Annotated in this window: 15 protein-coding genes; 7 read left to right on the forward strand and 8 right to left on the reverse strand. The window is 65.9% G+C overall.

What is annotated here, in order from left to right:
• Nucleotides 1-143: 143 nt before the first annotated feature.
• Together ABLE91_RS02030 and ABLE91_RS02035 are read right to left on the reverse strand one after the other, a co-directional pair.
• Entirely contained in the window at nt 144-3,344 is a 3,201-nt protein-coding gene (locus ABLE91_RS02030; RefSeq protein ID WP_348927937.1) for an efflux RND transporter permease subunit, read from the reverse strand.
• A 30-nt stretch (nt 3,345-3,374) separates the two neighbouring features.
• Nucleotides 3,375-4,634, reverse strand: a complete 1,260-nt coding sequence (locus ABLE91_RS02035) for an efflux RND transporter periplasmic adaptor subunit (RefSeq protein WP_510181895.1) — start codon at nt 4,632-4,634, stop codon at nt 3,375-3,377.
• A 528-nt stretch (nt 4,635-5,162) separates the two neighbouring features.
• Between ABLE91_RS02035 and secA the strand changes: the two genes are divergently transcribed.
• Together secA and ABLE91_RS02045 are read left to right on the forward strand one after the other, a co-directional pair.
• On the forward strand, nt 5,163-7,943 hold the full coding sequence (secA, locus tag ABLE91_RS02040; RefSeq protein ID WP_348927941.1) for a preprotein translocase subunit SecA: 2,781 nt from the start codon (nt 5,163-5,165) through the stop codon (nt 7,941-7,943).
• Between the two features lie 222 nt (nt 7,944-8,165).
• A complete protein-coding gene (locus ABLE91_RS02045) occupies nt 8,166-8,909 on the forward strand; it encodes a class I SAM-dependent methyltransferase (RefSeq protein WP_348927943.1) in 744 nt (247 codons plus the stop codon).
• Here ABLE91_RS02045 and ABLE91_RS02050 read toward each other — a convergent pair.
• Both ABLE91_RS02050 and ABLE91_RS02055 read right to left on the reverse strand, forming a co-directional pair.
• A complete protein-coding gene (locus tag ABLE91_RS02050; RefSeq protein ID WP_348927944.1) occupies nt 8,878-9,540 on the reverse strand; it encodes a pyridoxamine 5'-phosphate oxidase family protein in 663 nt (220 codons plus the stop codon). The genes ABLE91_RS02045 and ABLE91_RS02050 overlap by 32 nt on opposite strands.
• 49 nt (nt 9,541-9,589) lie before the next feature.
• Complete coding sequence (locus ABLE91_RS02055) at nt 9,590-10,135, reverse strand: carboxymuconolactone decarboxylase family protein (protein WP_348927946.1); 546 nt, start codon at nt 10,133-10,135, stop codon at nt 9,590-9,592.
• Between the two features lie 118 nt (nt 10,136-10,253).
• Here ABLE91_RS02055 and ABLE91_RS02060 point away from each other — a divergent pair, with 118 nt between their 5' ends.
• The gene (locus ABLE91_RS02060; protein WP_348927948.1) at nt 10,254-11,162 is read left to right on the forward strand and encodes a LysR family transcriptional regulator; all 909 of its coding nucleotides are present in this window, start codon (nt 10,254-10,256) and stop codon (nt 11,160-11,162) included.
• Between the two features lie 51 nt (nt 11,163-11,213).
• Here the strand turns inward: ABLE91_RS02060 and ABLE91_RS02065 are convergent, their stop codons facing one another.
• Both ABLE91_RS02065 and ABLE91_RS02070 read right to left on the reverse strand, forming a co-directional pair.
• Complete coding sequence (locus ABLE91_RS02065) at nt 11,214-12,725, reverse strand: hypothetical protein (protein WP_348927950.1); 1,512 nt, start codon at nt 12,723-12,725, stop codon at nt 11,214-11,216.
• A 271-nt stretch (nt 12,726-12,996) separates the two neighbouring features.
• Complete coding sequence (locus ABLE91_RS02070; protein WP_348927952.1) at nt 12,997-13,947, reverse strand: acetyl-CoA carboxylase carboxyltransferase subunit alpha; 951 nt, start codon at nt 13,945-13,947, stop codon at nt 12,997-12,999.
• Between the two features lie 181 nt (nt 13,948-14,128).
• On the opposite strand from ABLE91_RS02070, the gene ABLE91_RS02075 reads away from it, so the two are divergent.
• The 3 genes from ABLE91_RS02075 (at nt 14,129) to ABLE91_RS02085 (ending at nt 15,137) form a co-directional block, all read left to right on the forward strand.
• On the forward strand, nt 14,129-14,320 hold the full coding sequence (locus ABLE91_RS02075; protein ID WP_348927954.1) for a hypothetical protein: 192 nt from the start codon (nt 14,129-14,131) through the stop codon (nt 14,318-14,320).
• Nucleotides 14,321-14,531: 211 nt separating this feature from the next.
• Entirely contained in the window at nt 14,532-14,822 is a 291-nt protein-coding gene (locus ABLE91_RS02080; protein ID WP_348927956.1) for a YggT family protein, read from the forward strand.
• Nucleotides 14,823-14,828: 6 nt separating this feature from the next.
• Nucleotides 14,829-15,137, forward strand: coding sequence for a DUF167 family protein (locus ABLE91_RS02085; protein ID WP_348927958.1), 309 nt, complete (start codon nt 14,829-14,831; stop codon nt 15,135-15,137).
• Nucleotides 15,138-15,251: 114 nt separating this feature from the next.
• Here ABLE91_RS02085 and ABLE91_RS02090 read toward each other — a convergent pair whose 3' ends face one another.
• Nucleotides 15,252-16,211 carry an amidohydrolase family protein gene (locus tag ABLE91_RS02090; RefSeq protein WP_348927960.1) on the reverse strand — a complete coding sequence of 320 codons (960 nt, stop codon included), beginning with the start codon at nt 16,209-16,211 and terminating at the stop codon, nt 15,252-15,254.
• Nucleotides 16,212-16,368: 157 nt separating this feature from the next.
• On the opposite strand from ABLE91_RS02090, the gene ABLE91_RS02095 reads away from it, so the two are divergent.
• The gene (locus ABLE91_RS02095; protein ID WP_348927961.1) at nt 16,369-17,829 is read left to right on the forward strand and encodes an FAD-binding oxidoreductase; all 1,461 of its coding nucleotides are present in this window, start codon (nt 16,369-16,371) and stop codon (nt 17,827-17,829) included.
• Here ABLE91_RS02095 and ABLE91_RS02100 read toward each other — a convergent pair.
• Nucleotides 17,807-19,006, reverse strand: a complete 1,200-nt coding sequence (locus ABLE91_RS02100; RefSeq protein ID WP_348927962.1) for an MFS transporter — start codon at nt 19,004-19,006, stop codon at nt 17,807-17,809. The genes ABLE91_RS02095 and ABLE91_RS02100 overlap by 23 nt on opposite strands.
• Nucleotides 19,007-19,103: the final 97 nt, after the last annotated feature.

Here is a 19,103-nt window from a genome sequence, read left to right on the forward strand (position 1 = left end):
GTCACCAGCTGCGGGGCAAAGCGAGGCCCAAGGTTAGACAAGGGGTTACGCGCGCGAAAGCAACACTTTGTGGCGGCCTGCCGCATTAGCAGGCACGGAGCCGGTGGGCACCGTGCCGGCACGTGCGTGGCGCAAGGAAACCCTCACGCCGAGGCCGGCTCCACAGGCCCGACGGGGGGATGCCCGTCGGGGGTCCCTTCGGTGCCGCGCGGCTTCGGCTTCTTCTTCAGCACCTTCTCCTCGAAGCGCTGGAGCACCGCGTAGAAGGAGGGCACGAACAGCACCGCGAGGCAGGTGGAAGCGAGCATGCCGCTCACCACCGCGATGCCGATGGATTTGCGGGAATTGGCGCCGGCACCCGTCGCGAACACCAGCGGCAGCACGCCGAGGATGAAGGCGAAGGAGGTCATGAGGATGGGGCGGAACCGGAGGCGCGAGGCCTCCACCGCCGCTTCCACGATGTCCATGCCTTCGGCGCGTTTCTCGCGGGCATATTCCACGATGAGGATCGCGTTCTTGGAGGCGAGCGCGATCAGCAGCACGAGGCCGATCTGGGTGTAGAGGTTGTTGCTCGCCCCCACCGCCATGAGCGCGCCGACAGTGCCGAGCAACGCCAGCGGCACGGCGAGGATCACCGCGAGCGGCAGGATCCAACTTTCGTACTGGCCGGCGAGCACCATGTAGACCAGGAGGATCGCCATGCCGAACACGAAGTACATCTGCGAGCCGACCTGCTTCTCCTGGTAGGACATGGCGGTCCATTCGAAGCCCATGCCCGGCGGCAAGGTCACGGCGGCGATCTGCTCCATCATGTCCAGCGCCTGGCCGGAGGAGAAGCCCGGCGCATTGGTGCCGACAATGGTCGCGGTGGGATAGAGGTTATAGAGCGAGATCAGTGGCGAGCCGGACATGATGCGCACGTCGATCAGGGTGCCGAGCGGCACCATGATTCCCTGCGGGGTGCGGATCTTCAGGTTCTGAAGATCCTCCGGCAGCAGGCGCGACTTGGAATCCGCCTGCACATAGACCTGGAACACGTTTCCGAACTTGTTGATCTGGGTGACGTAGCTCGATCCCACATAGGACGAGATGGTGTCGAACACCTGCTTCACCGTCACGCCCAGCGTCTCGGCCTTGATGCGGTTCACCTCCACATTGAGCTGCGGAGCGGTGGCGCGGAACGAGGTGGACAGATGTTGCAGGCCCGACTGGGCATTGCCCTTCTCCACCAGCGCATTGGCCACGTTCTGGAGCAAAGCGTAGTCGAAATTGCCGTCGCGGATCTGCGGCTGCATGGTGAAGCCGGAGGCGTTGCCGATGCCCTGGATGGCAGGCGGCACGAGGACCGCGATCTGCGCCCCCTCGATCTTCGAGAACTCCCTGTTCATGGTCGTGTAGATGGAGAGGAGATCCTGCCCCGTCGTCGCGTAACGCACATCCCAGGGCGTGAAGGGCACATAGAGCACGCCGCCGTTTGCGAGACTCGAATTGTTGTCGAGGGCGGAGATGCCGGTGATGCCGAGCACGGTTTTGACGCCGGGAATCTTCAGGGAAATCTCGGAGATCTTGCTGACAATCTCATGCGTGCGCTCGGTGGACGCGGCGTCCGGAAGCTGCACGGCGAGAATCACGTATCCCTGGTCCTCGATGGGAAGGAACGAGGTGGGCAGGCGCGAAAGGCCCCACCCTGCCAAGCCGATCAGGATCAGCGCCACGACCACCATCAAGCCGGACACGTGCACCATGCGGTTGATGAGGCCGGAATACCAGTGCTCGCACTTGTCATAGACGGCGTTGAACCCGCGGAAGAAGAAGTTCTTCTTCTCATTCGGCACGGGCTTCCGCAGCCACAGGGCGCACTGGGTGGGCTTCAGCGTCGCGGCGTTGATGGCCGATATGACCGCGGTGGCGGCGATCACCAGGGCGAACTGCTTGAACATCTCGCCGCTGAGGCCGGGAATGAAGGAGGCCGGCAGGAACACCGACATCAGCACCAGGGTGATGCCGATGACCGGGCCGAACAGCTCGTCCATCGCCTTCTCGGCGGCGGGCTGGCCGTCCATGCCCTCCTCGATATGCCGCGCCACGCCCTCCACGATCACGATGGCGTCGTCCACCACGATGCCGATGGCGAGGATGAGGGCGAACAGGGTGGAGATATTGATGGTGAAGCCCATGGCCGCCATGGCGGCGAACGCGCCAATGATGGTCACGGGCACCGTGGTGGCCGGGACCAGGGTGGCGCGCCAGTCCTGCAGGAACAAGATGATCACCACGAGCACCAGGATGCCGGCCTCGAACAGTGTCTTGTAGACCTCGGAGATCGAGGCGGTCACGAAGTCCGTGGTGTTGAACGGGATGTCATAGGCGAGCCCTTCCGGGAACGACTTGGCCAGGACCTCCATCTTGGCCTTCACTTCCTGCGACACCTGGAGCGCGTTCGCTTCCGGAAGCTGGAAGATGCCGATACCTGCGGCCGGCTTTCCGTTCTGGGTGAAGATCTTCGAATAGGTCTGCGCGCCCAGTTCCACCCTGCCGATATCACGGATGCGCACGATGCGCCCGCCATTCGTATTGTCCGACTTGACGATGATGTTCTCGTAGTCGGGCACGTCGTTCAGGCGGCCCTGGATATTGACCGTATATTGGAAGCTGGTGTTGGCCGGCGCCGGCGGCATGCCCACTTGGCCGGCAGTCACTTCCTGGCTCTGGCCCTGGATGGCGTTGATGACATCCTGTGGGTTCAGACCCACCGCCTGCATCTTGTCGGCGTCCATCCACACGCGCATGGCGTAGGTGCCGGCGCCGAACACAAGCACGTTGCCGACGCCGGGAAGGCGCGCCAGCTCGTTCTGGACGAAGATGCCCGCATAGTTGGACAGGAAAAGGCCGTCATAGCGCCCATCGGGCGAGATGAGGGCCACGAACTCCAGGATCGACGTGCCCTTCTGGAGCACGGTTACGCCTTGCACCTGCACCGCCTGAGGCAGCGAGGCCATGGCGATGGAGACGCGGTTCTGCACCAGCACCTGCGCCATGTTCGGGTCGGTGCCGATGTCGAAGGTGACCAGCAGCGTGTAGGTGCCGTCGGCGGCGCTCCAGGACTGCATGTAGAGCATGCCCTGGACGCCGTTCACCTGCTGCTCGATGGGCAGGGCGACCGTGTCCACCATGGTCTTGGCGCTGGCGCCGGGATAGGAGGTGGTTACCGTCACCGTGGGCGGCACGATGTTCGGATACTGCGCCACCGGCAGCCGGATGAGGCAGACGGCGCCGATGAGGACGAACAGAAGCGCGAGCACGTTCGCCAGAACCGGCCGCTCGATGAAAAAGCGCGAGATCATGGTCGCTGCCTGGGTGCGAGGGGCCGGGGATCAGTTCTTCGGAGCGGTTGCCGCAGGCGCCGCGCTCGTGGGTGCCGGGGCTGTGGCCGCGGGCGCCGCGGCAGGCGGGGTGGCCGCCGCGGGCGGGGTGGGGGCCGCAGCCGGCGTGATAGGCGCGTTGGGCGGAGCCACCTGACCCATGGTGCCGGCCTCGGGCGTGATCTTCGAGCCGGGAATGGCGCGCTGGAGGCCGTTGATGACCACCTGCTGGCCGCCGGCAAGGCCGCTGTCGAGGGCGCGCAGGCCTTTGTCCTGCAACTGACCCATCTTCACCTGGGCTTGGGCCACCTTGTTGTCCTTGTCGACGGTGAGCACATAGGGGCCGCTCTGATTGGTGCCGATGGCGTTATCGTTCACAAGCACCATGGGGACCGCCGGGCCGAGGGGCAGGCGCACCCTGGCGAACAGGCCGGGGATCAGCGTGAGGTTGGGATTCTCGAAGATGCCGCGGACGGTCAGCGTACCAAGATTGGGGTCCACCTGGGGCGAGATATAGTCGAGCTTGCCCTTGTGGGGGTAGCCGTCCTCGGTCTGGAGGCCGATCTCCACGGGGATGCTGGCGAGGTCCTGGGCCACGGCCTGGAGCGTGCGGCCCTGCTTGGCGAGCCCCTCCTTGATGCGCAGCACCTGGGTCTCGGAGAGCGAGAACCACACATAGATGGGGTTCACTTCGACGATGGTGGCAAGCTTGGTGGGGCTGCCATAGCCCACCAGCGCGCCGACGTCCTGCAAGTGGGCGGTGACGACGCCGTCGAAGGGCGCGGCCACCTCGGTATAGCCGAGATTGATCTTGGCGATATCCAGCGCGGCCTGGGCGTTCTGCACATTGGCCACCGACTGGTCGCGCTTGGCGCGGGCCTGATCAAGGGTGGCCTGGGAAGCGAAGTCCTGCTTGGCGAGCTGGTTCTGGCGGTTGTACTCGGCTTCCGCCTGTACCTGGAGCGCCTGGTTGGCAGCCAGCGTCGCCTGGGCCTGGGTGACATCCGCCTTGTACTGGTCCTGCTCGATCACGAACAGGACGGTGCCCTTCTTCACCAGGGCACCGTCCTTATATTTGATGTCCGTGAGGAAGCCCTGGACGCGGGCATTCAGGTCCACGGTGTTGATGGAGGCCGTGTTGCCGGTAAGCTCAAGATAGCGCGTGACCGGCTGCTCGAGGGCGGGGGCGACGGTCACCGCCGGCGGGGGCGGTGCAACATACGTGTTCTTCTCCTCGCACCCGGCGAGCGCCAGGGCGCCGGCGGCGCACATGGCCGCAATCAGCACCCGACGATTCCCGCGGTTGGCGGAACCGTATGCACCGTAAACAGAAACCACCCCGGCCATGCCCGTCCCCCGACCGTGTAAAGTGGGCGGATACTACGCAGCGGCCGGCACACTGTCCATGACACATAAAGACCGGACGGGGCGTCGTTTTGACCGGCTGGAGACCGGGCCGCGGACCAGATCGGCCCATCGCGCAGCGGAAACCCCTTCGCGGCGCAGCAAAGCTCGCGCTCAGCCTGTGCGGGAATGGCGCCCGCGCTCATTGACAAGGTCCCGCCCCGTTCATAAGTCTCCGTTCGGCACAGCGGTGTCCCCCCACCTTGCCGTCGGCCGGACGCGGCCATCAAGCTTTGCTCGTCGGCTTCACAAGGCAGCGACCATCGCGCGTGAGGCGCTTCGGACTTGGTGACGCCGTATTAAAAGGCGTCGATGGGGGACGCCATTGACCGGAGGGTTCGGCGGCCGTCGCCCGTCCTCCTCGATACCGCGACGGAACGAATAGAGACCTTAACCATGTTAGGTGGAATTGCCCGCAAGCTGTTCGGTTCGGCGAACGACCGTAGGGTCAAAGGCTATCGTCCCACCGCTCAGGCGATCAATGCGCTGGAACCCGAGCTTGCGGCGCTGAGCGACGAGCAGCTCCGCGCCCGCACGGATGCGTTCCGCGCCGAGATCGCCGCCGGCAAAACTCTCGACGATCTGCTGATACCCGCCTTCGCCACCGTGCGCGAAGCGTCCAAGCGCGTGCTGGGCCTGCGCCCCTTCGACGTGCAGCTCATCGGCGGCATGGTGCTGCACCATGGCGGCATCGCCGAGATGAAGACCGGCGAAGGCAAGACCCTGGTCGCCACCGCCCCCGTCTATCTCAACGCGCTCGCCGGCAAGGGCGTGCACGTGGTGACGGTGAATGACTACCTCGCCCGCCGCGACGCCGAGTGGATGGCCCGCATCTACCGCTTCCTCGGCCTTTCCACCGGCATCATCGTCCACGGCCTCGACGACGACCAGCGCCGCGCCGCCTATAACTCCGACGTCACCTACGCCACCAATAACGAGCTGGGCTTCGACTATCTGCGCGACAACATGAAGTATGACCGCGCCCACATGGTGCAGCGGCCGCACTTCTTCGCCATCGTCGACGAGGTGGATTCCATCCTGGTGGACGAGGCGCGCACGCCCCTCATCATTTCCGGCCCGCTGGACGACCGGTCCGACTTCTACAACACCATCGACACCTTCATTCCCCGCCTCGCCAAGGAAGATTACGAGGTCGACGAGAAGCAGCGCTCCGTGGCCATGACCGAAGCCGGCATGGAAAAGATGGAGCAGATGCTGACCCAGGCCGAGCTGCTGAAGTCCGCCTCGCTCTACGACATCGAGAACGTGACGGCGGTTCACCACGTCAATCAGGCGTTGCGCGCCCACACCCTGTTCCAGCGCGACAAGGATTACATCGTCCGCAATGGCGAGGTGGTGATCATCGACGAATTCACCGGCCGCATGATGCCCGGCCGGCGCTATTCGGAAGGCCTGCACCAGGCGCTGGAAGCCAAAGAGCGCGTCGCGGTCCAGCCGGAGAACCAGACGCTCGCCTCCATCACCTTCCAGAACTATTTCCGCCTCTATGAGAAGCTTGCCGGCATGACCGGCACCGCCTCCACCGAAGCGGCCGAGTTCGGCGACATCTACAAGCTGGACGTGGTGGAGATCCCCACCAACGTGCCGGTGGCCCGCATCGACGATGATGACGAGGTCTACCGCAGCGCCGGCGAGAAATATGACGCCATCATCAAGCTCATCGCGGAAGCCCATGAGCGCAACCAGCCGATCCTGGTGGGCACCACGTCCATCGAAAAGTCCGAGCTCCTGGCCGAGCTTCTGTCCAAGGCCGGGTTCAAGCAGAAGGACTTTTCCGATCCGGATGCCTTCAACGGCCATACCCAGGTAAAGGGCTTCTCGGTCCTGAACGCCCGCTATCACGAGCAGGAAGCCTATATCGTGGCGCAGGCGGGCGTCCCCGGTGCCATCACCATCGCCACCAACATGGCGGGCCGCGGCACCGACATCCAGCTCGGCGGCAATGCCGATATGCGCATTGCCCATGAGCTTGCCGACACGCCTGAGGACGCCCCCGAGCGCAAGGAAAAGGAAGAGGCGATCCGCGCGGAGATCGCCGTCCTGAAGAAGAAGGCGCTGGATGCCGGCGGCCTGATGGTGCTCGGCACGGAGCGCCACGAGAGCCGCCGCATCGACAACCAGCTGCGCGGTCGCTCGGGACGCCAGGGCGACCCCGGCCATTCCAAGTTCTTCCTCTCGCTGGAAGATGACCTGATGCGCATCTTCGGGTCCGACCGGCTCGACAGCATGCTGCAGCGCCTCGGCCTGAAGGAAGGTGAGGCCATCATCCATCCCTGGATCAACAAGGCGCTGGAGAAGGCGCAGCAGAAGGTGGAAGCGCGGAACTACGACATCCGCAAGAACCTCCTGAAATATGACGACGTGCTCAACGACCAGCGCAAAGTGGTGTTCGAGCAGCGCGTCGACCTGATGAACGATGCGGATGTCGCCGAGACCGTCGAGGACATGCGCCATTCGGTGATCCACGACCTGGTCGCGAAATACATCCCCGCCAATTCCTATCCCGAGCAGTGGGACGTGAAGGGCCTCGACTTCGCCGTGCGCGATGTCCTGACCCTCGATTTGCCGGTGGAGGAATGGGCGAAGGAGGAAGGCATCGGCGCCGAGGAGGTGACCGAGCGCGTGATCCGCCGCGCCGACGAATGGATGGCGGCGAAGAGCGGCCAGTACGGGCCAGACCTCATGCGCTATGTGGAGAAGTCCGTGCTTCTCCAGACGCTGGACCATCTGTGGCGCGAGCACATCGCCATGCTGGACCATCTGCGCCAGGTGATCGGCCTGCGCGGCTACGGCCAGCGCGACCCGCTGAATGAGTACAAGTCCGAAGCCTTCCAGCTGTTCGCGGCCATGCTGGGCCGGCTGCGGGAGATCGTCACCTCGCAGCTCATGCGGGTGGAGATCGTCACCAGCCCTCCCCCCATGGAGCAGCTTCCGCACATGGAGGGGCACCATATCGACCCCTCCACGGGCGAGGACGAGATGGGCGCGGCGGCCGCCGCCATCGGCCGCCGCCCGGATTCCGCGCTGGCGGACGAGGTGGCAGTCGCGGACCGCAACCCGGCCGATCCCTCCACCTGGGGCAAGGTCGGCCGCAACGAAAACTGCCCTTGCGGCTCGGGCAAGAAGTACAAGCACTGCCACGGCCGCTTCGGTTGATGGCATCTACATCAGAGGCGCCGTCCGAAAGCTTCGAATGGCGTCTCGACTTGCGTCCAAATAAGCCTTTTGGAGAGTGGCCCGGCTTCTCATTGCCGGAATTCCCGTTTCAAGGGTTCCGCTTTTGCCCGTCTGGTCGGTTGAACGCCTGCCTGTACGGAAGCAGAGTTCACGTCCCGCGCGAGTTTTTCGCGCCCCTGCGGCACGTGATCGGAACCGGCGATGTACGCAACCGAATGGCATACAGTCCACGCCGCCAAGACCGAACATTCTGCCTGGGCCATCCTGCCGGACCTGCTGACGCTCTTTCACGTGGCAAGCGTGCTGGAAGTCGGCTGCGGCAACGCGCACTGGACCAGCGTCGCGGTCATGAACGGGGTCGGCGACCACCTGGCCGTTGATGGCCCCTGGAACGTGGTGGACGATCTCGTCATCGATCCCGACCATTACCAGGTGCGCGACCTCACGAAGCCTCTGGCGATCGGCCGACAATTCGACATGGCCATCTGCCTGGAAGTGGCGGAGCACCTGGACCTGGAATATGCCGACATCATTGTGGATTCGCTCGCTAGCAGCGCGGATGTCATCGTCTTCAGCGCCGCCATCCCGCTGCAGGGCGGCTTCCGGCATGTGAACGAGCAATGGGGATCCTGGTGGCGGGCCAAGTTCTCCGCGCGCGGCTTTGAGGCCTTCGATCTCATTCGCCCGAAGCACTGGTCGGACACCAATATCCACTTCTGGTACCGGCAGAACACCTTCGTCTATGTGCGAACCAGCAACGCTGCCGCCATAGCCGCCGCCAAGGCGCGGCAGCAGGAGCTCTATGCCGGGCCCATCATGTTCGATGCCGTCCAGCCCGAAAAGTACGACGAGATGGCATCCTACCGGACCATCCAGGGAAAACGGCTCGCCAAGCGTTTGCCGCGCTGGCTCGTCAGCCGCCTGCGTCTCGCCCTTCATCTTTAGCCCCACCCACCGCCAGCGCCGCCAGCTTCTCGCGAAGCGCTGCATTCTCCGCCTCCAGCGCCTGGATATGACGCCGCACCGGGGCCAGGGCTCCTTCGAGTTCCGTGTCGGTGTAGCGAGGCGTGATGTGCTGCGGGCAGTTCCAGTCGAAGGCCTCGAGTTTAAGGATCAAAGCGCGCTCCACCTTCGCCTTGTAGCCGGGCGTGCCGAGCTTTTCGGCAAGCTCCGGATCATCGGCGAGGTCTCGCACCTCCATATGCGCAAAGATTTTCAGGCGCCGGCGGCCCGCATAATCCATGAGGATCAGCGAGACGCGATCGTCGGCGGCGATGTTCCCGACGCTGATATATTGCCGGTTGCCGCGGAAGTCCGCGAACCCCAGCGTGGTCTCGTCCAGCACGCGCAGGAAGCCCGGCGGACCGCCGCGGTGCTGCACATAGGGCCAGCCGCTCTCCGACACGGTCGCCATGTAGAAGCTGTCGCGCGCGGCGATGAAGGCGGCCTCCGCCTCGGTGAAGCGGTCGAACATCCGCTCGCCCCGGAAGCCTGCCCAATAGGCGCCGGCGCCATTGGCCTCCTGCGCCGCCTTCACGCTCGGCGTCGTCGCCATATCGAGGAATTTGTAGGTCATGGGAATATCTCCCCTGAGGCGGGCGGCCCATTCTGGGCCGCCCTTCCCATCAGGCTGCCCTGGTGGCTTCGAGGGCGGGAAAGTCGATGTCGGTATCCGCGACGTTGTTCAGGAAGTTGGCCAGGAGGAACTGGGCTGACAAGGCCACGATCTCCACAATCTGCGGATCGCTGAACCCCGCCTCGCGCACCGCCGCCAGATCCGCATCGGCCACCTTACCGCGCGCCTCGATCAGCGCCTGCGCGAAATGGGCCGCGGCCGCCCGCTTCGCATCTGCGGAGGCGCCTTTGCGGTTCAGGGCGATCTCCTCCAGTGAAACCTTGGAGAAGGTCGCGGCGAGATAGCTGTGGCCGGCGAGGCAGTAATCGCACCCGTCCGCCTGCGAGACCGCCAAGGCGATGGCATCGCGCGTCTTGATGTCCAGGGTCTTGGCGAGCGGTCCCTGGAGGCCGACGAAGCCGGCAAGGACATTCGGGCTGAGCGCCATGAGCCGGTGCAGGTTCGGCACGAAGCCGAGCTGCGCGTGGACGGCATCGAGAATGGGCTTTGCGGCTTCGGGGGCGTCGTCGCGGCTCGGGATGGCGATGCGGGGCACGTAGGGTCTCCATCTGCTGGCGGGCTCCATCGGCCCGGTGGTGAAGATTTAGTCCTCACCCCTCATGCGGATAATCCGGTAATCTTGGGAATTATCCTCTCAAAAAATGAGAGACAAGATGGACCGCCTGGAAGCCATGTCGATCCTGCTTGCGGCTGTCGAGGCCGGAAGCTTCTCGGCGGCGAGCCGCAAGCTCGGCGTGCCGCTCCCCACCATCAGCCGGAAAGTGGGAGAGCTGGAGGCGCATCTGAAGACCCGCCTCCTCATCCGCTCCACCCGCAAGCTGACCCTGACCGATGCCGGGGCGGACTATGTGGCGGCCTGCAAGCGCATCCTGGAACAGGTCGGCGATGCGGAGACGCAGGCCTCCGGTGAGTACAGCGCCCCCAGGGGCGAGCTGATCCTCACCGCGCCCATCGTCTTCGGCCGCCTGCATGTGGTGCCCACCGTCACCGCCTTCCTGGCCGCCTTTCCCGACATCGATGTGCGCATGGTGCTGTCGGACCGGAATGCGAACCTCGTGGACGACCATATCGACATGGCGGTGCGCATCGGCGCATTGCCGGACAGCTCCATGGTGGCGACCCGCGTCGGTTCCGTGCGCCGCGTGGTCTGCGGCAGCCCGGCCTATTTCGCCGCCCACGGCACGCCCAAGACGCTGGACGATCTCGCCGACCTCACCTCAGTCACCTTCGCCGGGCTGGGCACATCCTGGACCTTTCCATCCCAGAGCCGGGGCAAGGCGGCGAAATCGGTGCAGCCGCGGTGCCGGCTCAGCATCAACATGGCGGAAGCGGCCATCGATGCGGCCATCGAGGGCATCGGCCTCACGCAAGTGCTGTCCTATCAGGTCGCCCGCGCGGTGGCGGGGGGCAAGCTGCGCATCGTGCTGGAGGATTTCGAGCCCGCGCCCATGCCGGTCCATCTCATCCATGCCGGCCAGGGCCGGCTTCCGCTCAAGATGCGGCGCTTTCTCGAATTCGCGGTGCCGCGCCTGCGGCAATCCCTGATGGACGCCGCGCCATAAAGAAAACGCCCGGCCGATGGCCGGGCGCATTCAGAACCATGCGGTCGATGCTCAGCGCGGCGTGGAGAAGCCGCTGGTGCTCATGATGGATCCGGCGCCCGAAAGCGGGGCCGGCGGAGGGGCGAATGCCGTATCGGCGGAGAGGCTCGCCGTCTGCTGCTGCGACTTGGGCGTGGCCTGGGCAGACGGCTGGGTGCCCTGGGATGACGTGGTAGCCGGCGGGTGCCCAGCCGCAGCCACGGGTGCGGCCGGACGGGGCGCCGACGCAGCAGCCGGTGAAGACGGCACGCTTGCGGGACGCGTGGCGGGAACGGCTGCGGCGACAGGATCGCTCGCCGGCTCACTCGTCTTGTTGAAGCCGAGCATGTTGCCGATGGAGAAACCGCCGGTCCCATTGGAGGCGACGGCAGGGGCCGCGGGCGTGTCGCCGGAAGCGGGCGCGCCGGGGCGGGCCGTGACGACGGACGGCTCGGGCTGCGCCGCCGCGAGGACGGAGGGCGCGGTGGGTGTGAAGCCGGCGGGGCTGAAGCCGTCGTCGGCGACGCGCGGGGGCCGGGTGGAGGCGGCGGGCATGGTGCCGGGCGCGGGCGCAGCGGCCACGATCGGGCCGTCGGAATAGGCCGGGTTCTGCGCTTTGTAGTGGGCCAGGAACACCGGATGCATGCCGCCGTCGATGCCCGCGCGATTCGGCGCATTGGCCGTGTGCGAGATGAGGTCGGCAACCTTGGTCTCGTCCGACCGCTGCTTTGCCGACACAGCCTGGGCGACCTCGGCGGGCACCGTATAGTTCGGGCAGGCGATGGACGCATCGAAGCCCCGGCCCGGATCGGCCGTGGCGTTGAACACGTACTGCCGGTTGCAGACATTCACCTTCGGCTCGCGCAGCGTGACCTCGAACGCGTCCGTGCCTTCCTTCAGATTCTTCCAGAAGGGCATGTTCGGATTGTTGCGGTACTTGGCGAGGTTGGTCGGCGTCATGCGGAAAGGCAGCGCCTGCACCTGGAAGGCCTTCTGGCCGCCGGCGAACGATTCGCGCCCCAGAGCGAAAATCTCGGCAATCTGTTCGTCCGTCATGGCGTAGCAGCCGGCGGACGAGCAGTCGCCATGCACCATGAGGAACTCGCCCGTGCGCCCGAAGGACCGGTCATAGGCGTTGGGGAAGCCGAGATTGAAGGAGAGATAGTAATTGGAATTGGGGTTCATCTGCCCCGGCGTGATCGTATAGAAGCCCTCCGGCGCCTGCCGGTCGCCCACTTTCACCTTCGGGCCGAGATCGCCCGACCAGCGGCAGATGGGATAGGTCTTCAGAAGCGCGAAGTCGCCGTCCTTCTTCTGCTTCCACACCTCAAGCTCGGATTCCTGCTTGAAGATGCGCACCAGAATGGGGCTCTCGGGCGTCATGCCCTTTTCTTCGATCAGCGCCAGCGTCTTCGGAGAGAGCGGCTGCCGCGCGCGGGCGGACGTTTCATAAGAATCGCCATTGCAGCCGGCAAGGGTGAGCGCCGTCACGGCAGCCAACGCCGCCAAGCGCACACGCGGAATGAAATGAAGCGGACGGCTCAACGCAGAACTCCAAGGTCCATTCCGGGCGCGGTGAGCGTCATGGTTAGAACGTCTACCCTTGACGGCCCGTTACCGCAAGATGGCGAAAAATGGAAGAGATGCGCCCCTTTAGGGGCAGAAAACCCACCAATTGCGGCCAAGATGAGATGGTTCCGGAAACCGTGCCATCCCTGGGAACTGCTTGCAAGCCGGACGCAAGGTTATGCTTAAGACCCTGGAGCCAGATCCACCTGCATCGCGATGCAGGTGGTAAATTCGCCTCCCGCCCAGACTAAAGGGTGCGGCCAATGGCGAGGAACTTCTCGCGCCGCGCCTTGCGCACGGCCGGCCCGTCCAGCCCTGCAAGCCCGGCGAGCGCCTCGGAAATGGCCTCGCTGGTGGCGGCGATGGCGGCCTTGGGGTCCCGGTGCGCGCCACCCGAGGGCTCGCGCACGATGGTGTCCACCACGCCGAACCGCACCAGATCCTGGGCGGTGATCTTCATGTTGGTGGCGGCCTCCTGCGCCTTGGCGGTGTCGCGCCAGAGGATGGAGGCGGCGCCCTCGGGCGAGATCACGCTGTAGACCGCGTGCTCCAGCATCAGCACCTTGTTGGCGGTGGCGAGCGCGATGGCCCCGCCGGAGCCGCCCTCGCCGATGATCACCGCCACATTGGGCACGCTGAGCGCGAGGCAGGCGTCGGTGGAGCGGGCGATGGCCTCGGCCTGCCCGCGCTCCTCCGCGCCGATGCCGGGATAGGCGCCAGCAGTGTCCACCAGCGCGATCACCGGCACCTCGAAGCGGTCCGCCAGCTCCATCAGGCGCACCGCCTTGCGATAACCCTCGGGACGGGCCATGCCGAAATTGTGACGGATGCGGGCTTCGGTGTTGGAGCCCTTCTCGTGGCCGATCACGCACACCGCCTGGCCGCGGAAGCGCGCGAACCCGCCGAGGATGGCCTCGTCCTCGCCGAACTTGCGGTCGCCGGCGAGCGGGGTGAATTCGTCGAACAGGCCCTTGGCGAAGTCGGCGAAGTGGGGCCGCGCGGGATGGCGCGCCACGAGCGTCTTCTGCCAGGGGGTGAGATTCGCATAGAGCTGGGTGAGGGCGTCGGCCGCCTTGGCCTGAAGGCGCTGCACGTCCTCGGCGATGGCGACGCCGTCGCCCGTGGAGAGCGCGCGCAGTTCCTCGACCTTCGCCTCGAGCTCGGCCACCGGCTTCTCGAAGTCCAAATAGCTGCGCATGCCTGCCCGTGGGGGTTTGAAGTGGACGACGCCTGACCGCGTCCGAAAAGCGGGCGGAAGCTGCCTGCCGCCGCAGTGCGAGTCAAGCACCGCAAGGTGTCGCGCCCTGGCGGAAAGCCGGGGCGCAACCCTGTGGCGGCCGGAGCGTTAAGAACCAAAGATGGTTTATGTGAGAAAGCCCATGACCGCCCAGAAAAAGCCGGCCCCGCACCGCTCCAGGAAGGAGCCTCGCAAGGGCGCCCCCGACGATCCTGGAAATCCCGCCGCCGGCCCGCATGCGAAGCCGCATCTGACCGACCCGCAGAAAACCCCGGGTGCCGGCAGCCTGCCCGATCCCGAGCGACCGGCGGAAGGGGACGCGACGACCGGGTGAGGTGGAACGCCCCGGTGCGATGTGGTTTCCCGGATCAAGTCCGGGAATGACAGCTCCATTGGAATTCCATCGAAGGCGGTGAGTGAAAGCTTTCCCCTCCCCGGCGCCTATCAAATGCTCTGTTCAAGCGCGCGCGCCTTGGCTATTCCTGGCCCCTGACGCGCGGGCCGCCTTTTGGGCCCGTGCCCGCCTGCCGAGGAATTTTTCGACGATGCGCGCCATTCTCGACGTGATCCTGATCGTCCTCCAGCTTTATGTATGGGTGCTGATCGCCGCCGCGGTGCTGTCGTGGCTGGTCGCCTTCAATGTGGTGAACCCCTACAACCAGTTCGTCCGGACGGTGGGCGAGATGCTGTTCCGCGTCACCGAGCCGGTGCTGGCGCCCATCCGCTCCATCCTGCCCAATCTGGGCGGGCTCGATCTGTCGCCCATGGTGCTGATCCTGGGCATCTTCTTCCTCGAGCGCGTGATCGGCCTCTACATCTATCCTTACGTCTTCTGAGCCGGCGTGGCCTTCTGGACCGAGACGCCGGAAGGGCTTGAGGTGAGGGTCCGCGTCACGCCGAAGGGCGGGCGCGACGGGCTGGACGGCATCGCGCAACTGGCGGACGGGCGGGACGTGCTGAAGGTGCGCGTGCGTGTCGCGCCGGAGGACGGCGCGGCCAATGCAGCGCTGGGGAAATTGTTGGCAGGGGCCGCGGGCGTGGCGCCTTCCCAGGCGGCGCTGATCTCCGGCGCCACCGCGCGGGTGAAGACGTTCCGGCTCAAAGGGGATGCCGCCGCCATGCGGCGCGCCATCGAGGGAAAGCTGGGCTGAGGCTTTCCCATTTTCCGTCAGCCCGGGCGCGGCCCGGGCATCTTCCTTCGCCTTGCAAAAGATCCCCGGATCAAGTCCGGGGATGACATGTCTGCGGGTGGCGAAGGCCGGGCCTCAAACCTTCAGGTTCATCAGCCGGACGGCATTGAGCCGCGCCACCTTCTCACGCGTCGCCTCGCTGATGGCGGCATTGTCGAGGAAGCGGCCGGCGATGGCGGAATCCTCGTAAGGATAGTCCACCGAGAACAGCACATTGTCCGCGCCCAGCCCCGAAATGGCGGCGATGAGAGGCACGTCGTCGCACTGGCCGGACGTGGTCACGAACAGATTGCGCTTCAGATAGTCCGACGGCTGCAGCTTCAAGGGGCGCTTGCTGGGCGTCAGCTTGGCCCGGCTGTCCAGGCGCCAGAGCACATAGGGCAAGGTCTCGCCCATGTGGCCGAGCACGATCTTGAGCTTCGGGAAACGGTCGAACAGGCCGGAAAAAACCAGGCGCAGGAAATGCGTGGACGTCTCCACACTCCACTCCCAGACGGGCTTGCTCAGCCCGGCCGCGCCCTGCAGCACATGGGGCAGGACATGGGCATCCTCGGGGTGCAGATAGAGCGGCACGTCGAGCGCTTCCATCGCCTCCCAGAACGGATCGTAGCAAGGATTGTCCAGATAGATGCCGTGGGTATGCCCGTTGACCATCGAGCCGACGAAGCCGAGTTCCCGCACGCACCGCTCCAGCTCGGCGGTGGCCGCCTTCACATCCTGCATGGCGAGGTGGGCGAAGCCGCGATAGCGGGCGGGATGCTTGGCCACCGCCTCCGCCAAGAGGTCGTTGGCCTCGCGGGCGAGGGCCACGGCACGGGAAGCGTCCGGCTCCACCTGGACGCCCGGCCCGGAAATGGAGAGCACGGATAACTCGACGCCCGCCGCATCCATGGCGGCAAGCCGCCGCTCGCCGAGATCGGAGAGCAGATCCACCAGCGTATGCTCCACCTCGGGTGTCACCGCGGGCATGCCTTCCAACAGGTGGTCCACAAGGCATGGCACGATGAAGTGCTCTTCCAGGGCGATCTTCTTCATAGGATGGCGTCCATGGGGAGTAAGGCGCTGGCCGCGCAGGAGAGGCCCGAACTCTAGCGGAACGGTGCGAAGGGTGCGCGAACAAAAAATGGCGGATCAACGTGCCGCCCCAAGTGCCCCTTGATCAGCGCCCGCGGCTCGGCCAGTCTCCCCCGCCATGTCCTCCACCGCCCCCGCTCCCCTCCGCCTCCCCGAAGACCGTGTCGCTTCCGTGCTCTCGGCCCTTGCCGAGAAGCTTGGCCCGCGCGGCGTCGTCACCGCCCCCGGCGATATGGCGCCCTATCTCGTGGAGCAGCGCGGCCTGTTCCAGGGCTCGACCCCCGCCATCCTGCGCCCCGCTGATACGGCCGAAGTTTCGCTGTGCCTTGCCGCCTGCGCCGAAGCGGGGCTGCCGGTGGTGCCCCAGGGCGGGAATACCGGCCTCGTGGGAGGCCAAGTGCCGTTCGGCGCGCTGCTGCTCTCGCTGGAACGGCTGGACAAGGTGCGCGCGGTGGACGCCACCGACCTCACCCTCACCGTGGAAGCGGGCGTGACGCTCCATGCCGTGCGCGCGGCGGCGGAAGCGGCGGACTGCCTCTTCCCCCTCTCCATCGCGTCCGAGGGGAGCTGCCGCATCGGCGGCAACCTCTCCACCAATGCGGGCGGCACTGCGGTCCTTCGCTACGGCAACATGCGCGAGCTGACCCTGGGGCTGGAGGTGGTGCTGGCGGACGGGCGCGTCTGGAACGGCCTCTCGCGCCTGCGCAAGGACAATACGGGCTACGACCTGAAAGACCTGTTCATCGGCGCGGAGGGCACACTGGGCGTCATCACCGCCGCCGTGCTGCGCCTGTTCCCGAAGCCGCGCCAGCGCACCACGCTTCTGGCAGGCCTCGCTGATCCCCATGCCGTGCTCTCCTTCATGCGGCGCCTCAGGGCCGTGGCGGGGGATGCGCTCACCGGCTTCGAGATGATGCCCCGCTTCGGCATGGAGATGGTGCTGCAGCATATGCCCGGAAATGTGCGGGCGCTCACCGGCGATCACGCCTTCTTCGCCCTCGCCGAACTCACCTCCACGCGGCGCGACGATGATCTGGCCGCCCTGGCGGAAGGCGTCCTGGAAGAGGCGTTCGAGGGCGGCGAAGTGGAGGATGCGGCCATCGCCTCCAGCGAGGCCCAGGCGGACGCGCTCTGGCGGCTGCGCGAGGACCTTTCCGACGCCCAGAAGTTCGAGGGCGGCTCCATCAAGCACGACGTTTCGGTGCCGGTCTCGAAGGTGGCGGAATTCGTGGTGGAGGCGAGCCGGCTGTGCGAGGCGCACCTGCCGGGGGTGCGGGTCTGCGCCTTCGGCCATGTGGGCGACGGCAACATCCATTTCAATCTGAGCCAGCCGGTGGGAATGGAAAAGGCCGCCTTCCTCGCCACCTGGGAGGATTTCAACCGGCTGGTGCACGATTATGTGGCCTCGCTCAGCGGCTCCATCTCCGCCGAGCACGGCATCGGCCTTCTGAAGCGCGAGGAGCTGACGCTCTACAAGGACCCGGTCGCCCTCGACCTCATGGCGGCGCTGAAGGGCGCGCTGGACCCGGCCGGGCTGCTCAATCCCGGCAAGGTGCTTATTTCTTCCGCACGCCGATGACGGTGACGATGCCCACCAGCAAGGGGGCGGCGGCGCCGAGGAAGACGGCGTGGGTCATGTGGTTGTCCAGCATGATGCCGTACATGAGCGGCCCCGCCAGCGCACCGATATCGAAGCCGGAATAGACGAAGCCGAACACCTTGCCCCGCGCATTGGCCGGCGCGGCATGGCGCACCAGGACGTCGCGCGAGGGCGTGGTCATGCCGAGCGAGAAGCCGATCACCACCATCAGCACAAGCGTTGCGAGCGGCGGGATCTGGACGAGCCCGATGACGAACAGCGCCACCGCCGCCACCGCCAGACCCGCCATGGCGATGCGGTGGTGGTGCGAGGCGCGGTCGGCGATATAGCCGCCCAGCATAACACCGCAGACATTGGCGCCCTGGTAGAAGGTGAGTGTCAAAGCGGCGAAGGCCGTGCCCATGCCGAAGCCTTCCTGGAGCGCGGTGATGCCGAAGCTCTGAAGGCCCACGAGGCAGATGGCGGTGAGGAAGAAATAGAAGAAGGCCAGCAGCACCACCCGCGAGGCGATGATGTCGGCAAAGCTCGGCGCCCCTGCGGCTTCCTGGTGCGCATGCTCCTGGTGCCGCTCGATGCGCAGGAGCGGACGGGCCATCATCAGCGCGAACCCGACCATGAGGCACGACACCCCCATCACCACCAGCGCGGTGCGCCAGCCATACATCAGGGCGAGCGCGCCGGACGCCAGCGGCGAGGCCGCATAGCCGAGATTGCCGGCCACCACATGCAGCGCGAACGCCCGCCCCAGCCGCTCCGTGCGGATGCGGTGGCTGAGGATGGAGAGATCCGCCGGGTGGTAGACGCTGTTGCCTAGGCCGGCCAAGGCGGCGAACGGCAGCATGGTGGCATAAGTAGGCGCGAGCCCCATGGCCGCCATGGAGGCGGACTGGAGCAGGATGCCGCCGAGCAGCAGCCGGTCGGCGCCGAAGCGGTCCACCATGATGCCCGCCACCACCTGACCACCGCCGGAGAACAGGTAGAAGATGGAGAGAAGGACGCCCAATTCGGTGAAGGAGACGCCGAGATCGTCGCGCATGGCGATGAACAGGGGCGCCAGCGCCAGTTGCAGGATATGGCTGACGAAATGGCCCGCGCTGACGGCGGAGATGGTGGCAAGCTCCCGGCGGGGCGCCGTGGCGGGAATGGCTAATGTCACGCGTCTCTCCCTGCCCGCCTTCTTGTGGACGAGCATTCCGGCGCGGCTGAGCCAACCGGAGTGTCCGGTTTAGGGGCAAGGGTGGGGACAGCGCCAG

Origin of the sequence: Aquabacter albus (assembly GCF_040049275.1) — a bacterium.
Classification (GTDB): Bacteria; Pseudomonadota; Alphaproteobacteria; order Rhizobiales; family Xanthobacteraceae; genus Aquabacter.

What these genes read in the sequence shown, in the direction of transcription:
- secA (WP_348927941.1), top strand. Translation starts at nt 5,163, where the DNA reads ATGTTAGGTGGAATTGCCCGCAAGCTGTTCGGTTCGGCGAACGACCGT.
- ABLE91_RS02080 (WP_348927956.1), top strand. Translation starts at nt 14,532, where the DNA reads ATGCGCGCCATTCTCGACGTGATCCTGATCGTCCTCCAGCTTTATGTA.
- ABLE91_RS02035 (WP_510181895.1), bottom strand. Translation starts at nt 4,634, where the DNA reads ATGTGCGCCGCCGGCGCCCTGGCGCTCGCCGGGTGCGAGGAGAAGAAC.
- ABLE91_RS02090 (WP_348927960.1), bottom strand. Translation starts at nt 16,211, where the DNA reads ATGAAGAAGATCGCCCTGGAAGAGCACTTCATCGTGCCATGCCTTGTG.
- ABLE91_RS02060 (WP_348927948.1), top strand. Translation starts at nt 10,254, where the DNA reads ATGGACCGCCTGGAAGCCATGTCGATCCTGCTTGCGGCTGTCGAGGCC.
- ABLE91_RS02075 (WP_348927954.1), top strand. Translation starts at nt 14,129, where the DNA reads ATGACCGCCCAGAAAAAGCCGGCCCCGCACCGCTCCAGGAAGGAGCCT.
- ABLE91_RS02050 (WP_348927944.1), bottom strand. Translation starts at nt 9,540, where the DNA reads ATGACCTACAAATTCCTCGATATGGCGACGACGCCGAGCGTGAAGGCG.
- ABLE91_RS02070 (WP_348927952.1), bottom strand. Translation starts at nt 13,947, where the DNA reads ATGCGCAGCTATTTGGACTTCGAGAAGCCGGTGGCCGAGCTCGAGGCG.
- ABLE91_RS02095 (WP_348927961.1), top strand. Translation starts at nt 16,369, where the DNA reads ATGTCCTCCACCGCCCCCGCTCCCCTCCGCCTCCCCGAAGACCGTGTC.
- ABLE91_RS02030 (WP_348927937.1), bottom strand. Translation starts at nt 3,344, where the DNA reads ATGATCTCGCGCTTTTTCATCGAGCGGCCGGTTCTGGCGAACGTGCTC.
- ABLE91_RS02045 (WP_348927943.1), top strand. Translation starts at nt 8,166, where the DNA reads ATGTACGCAACCGAATGGCATACAGTCCACGCCGCCAAGACCGAACAT.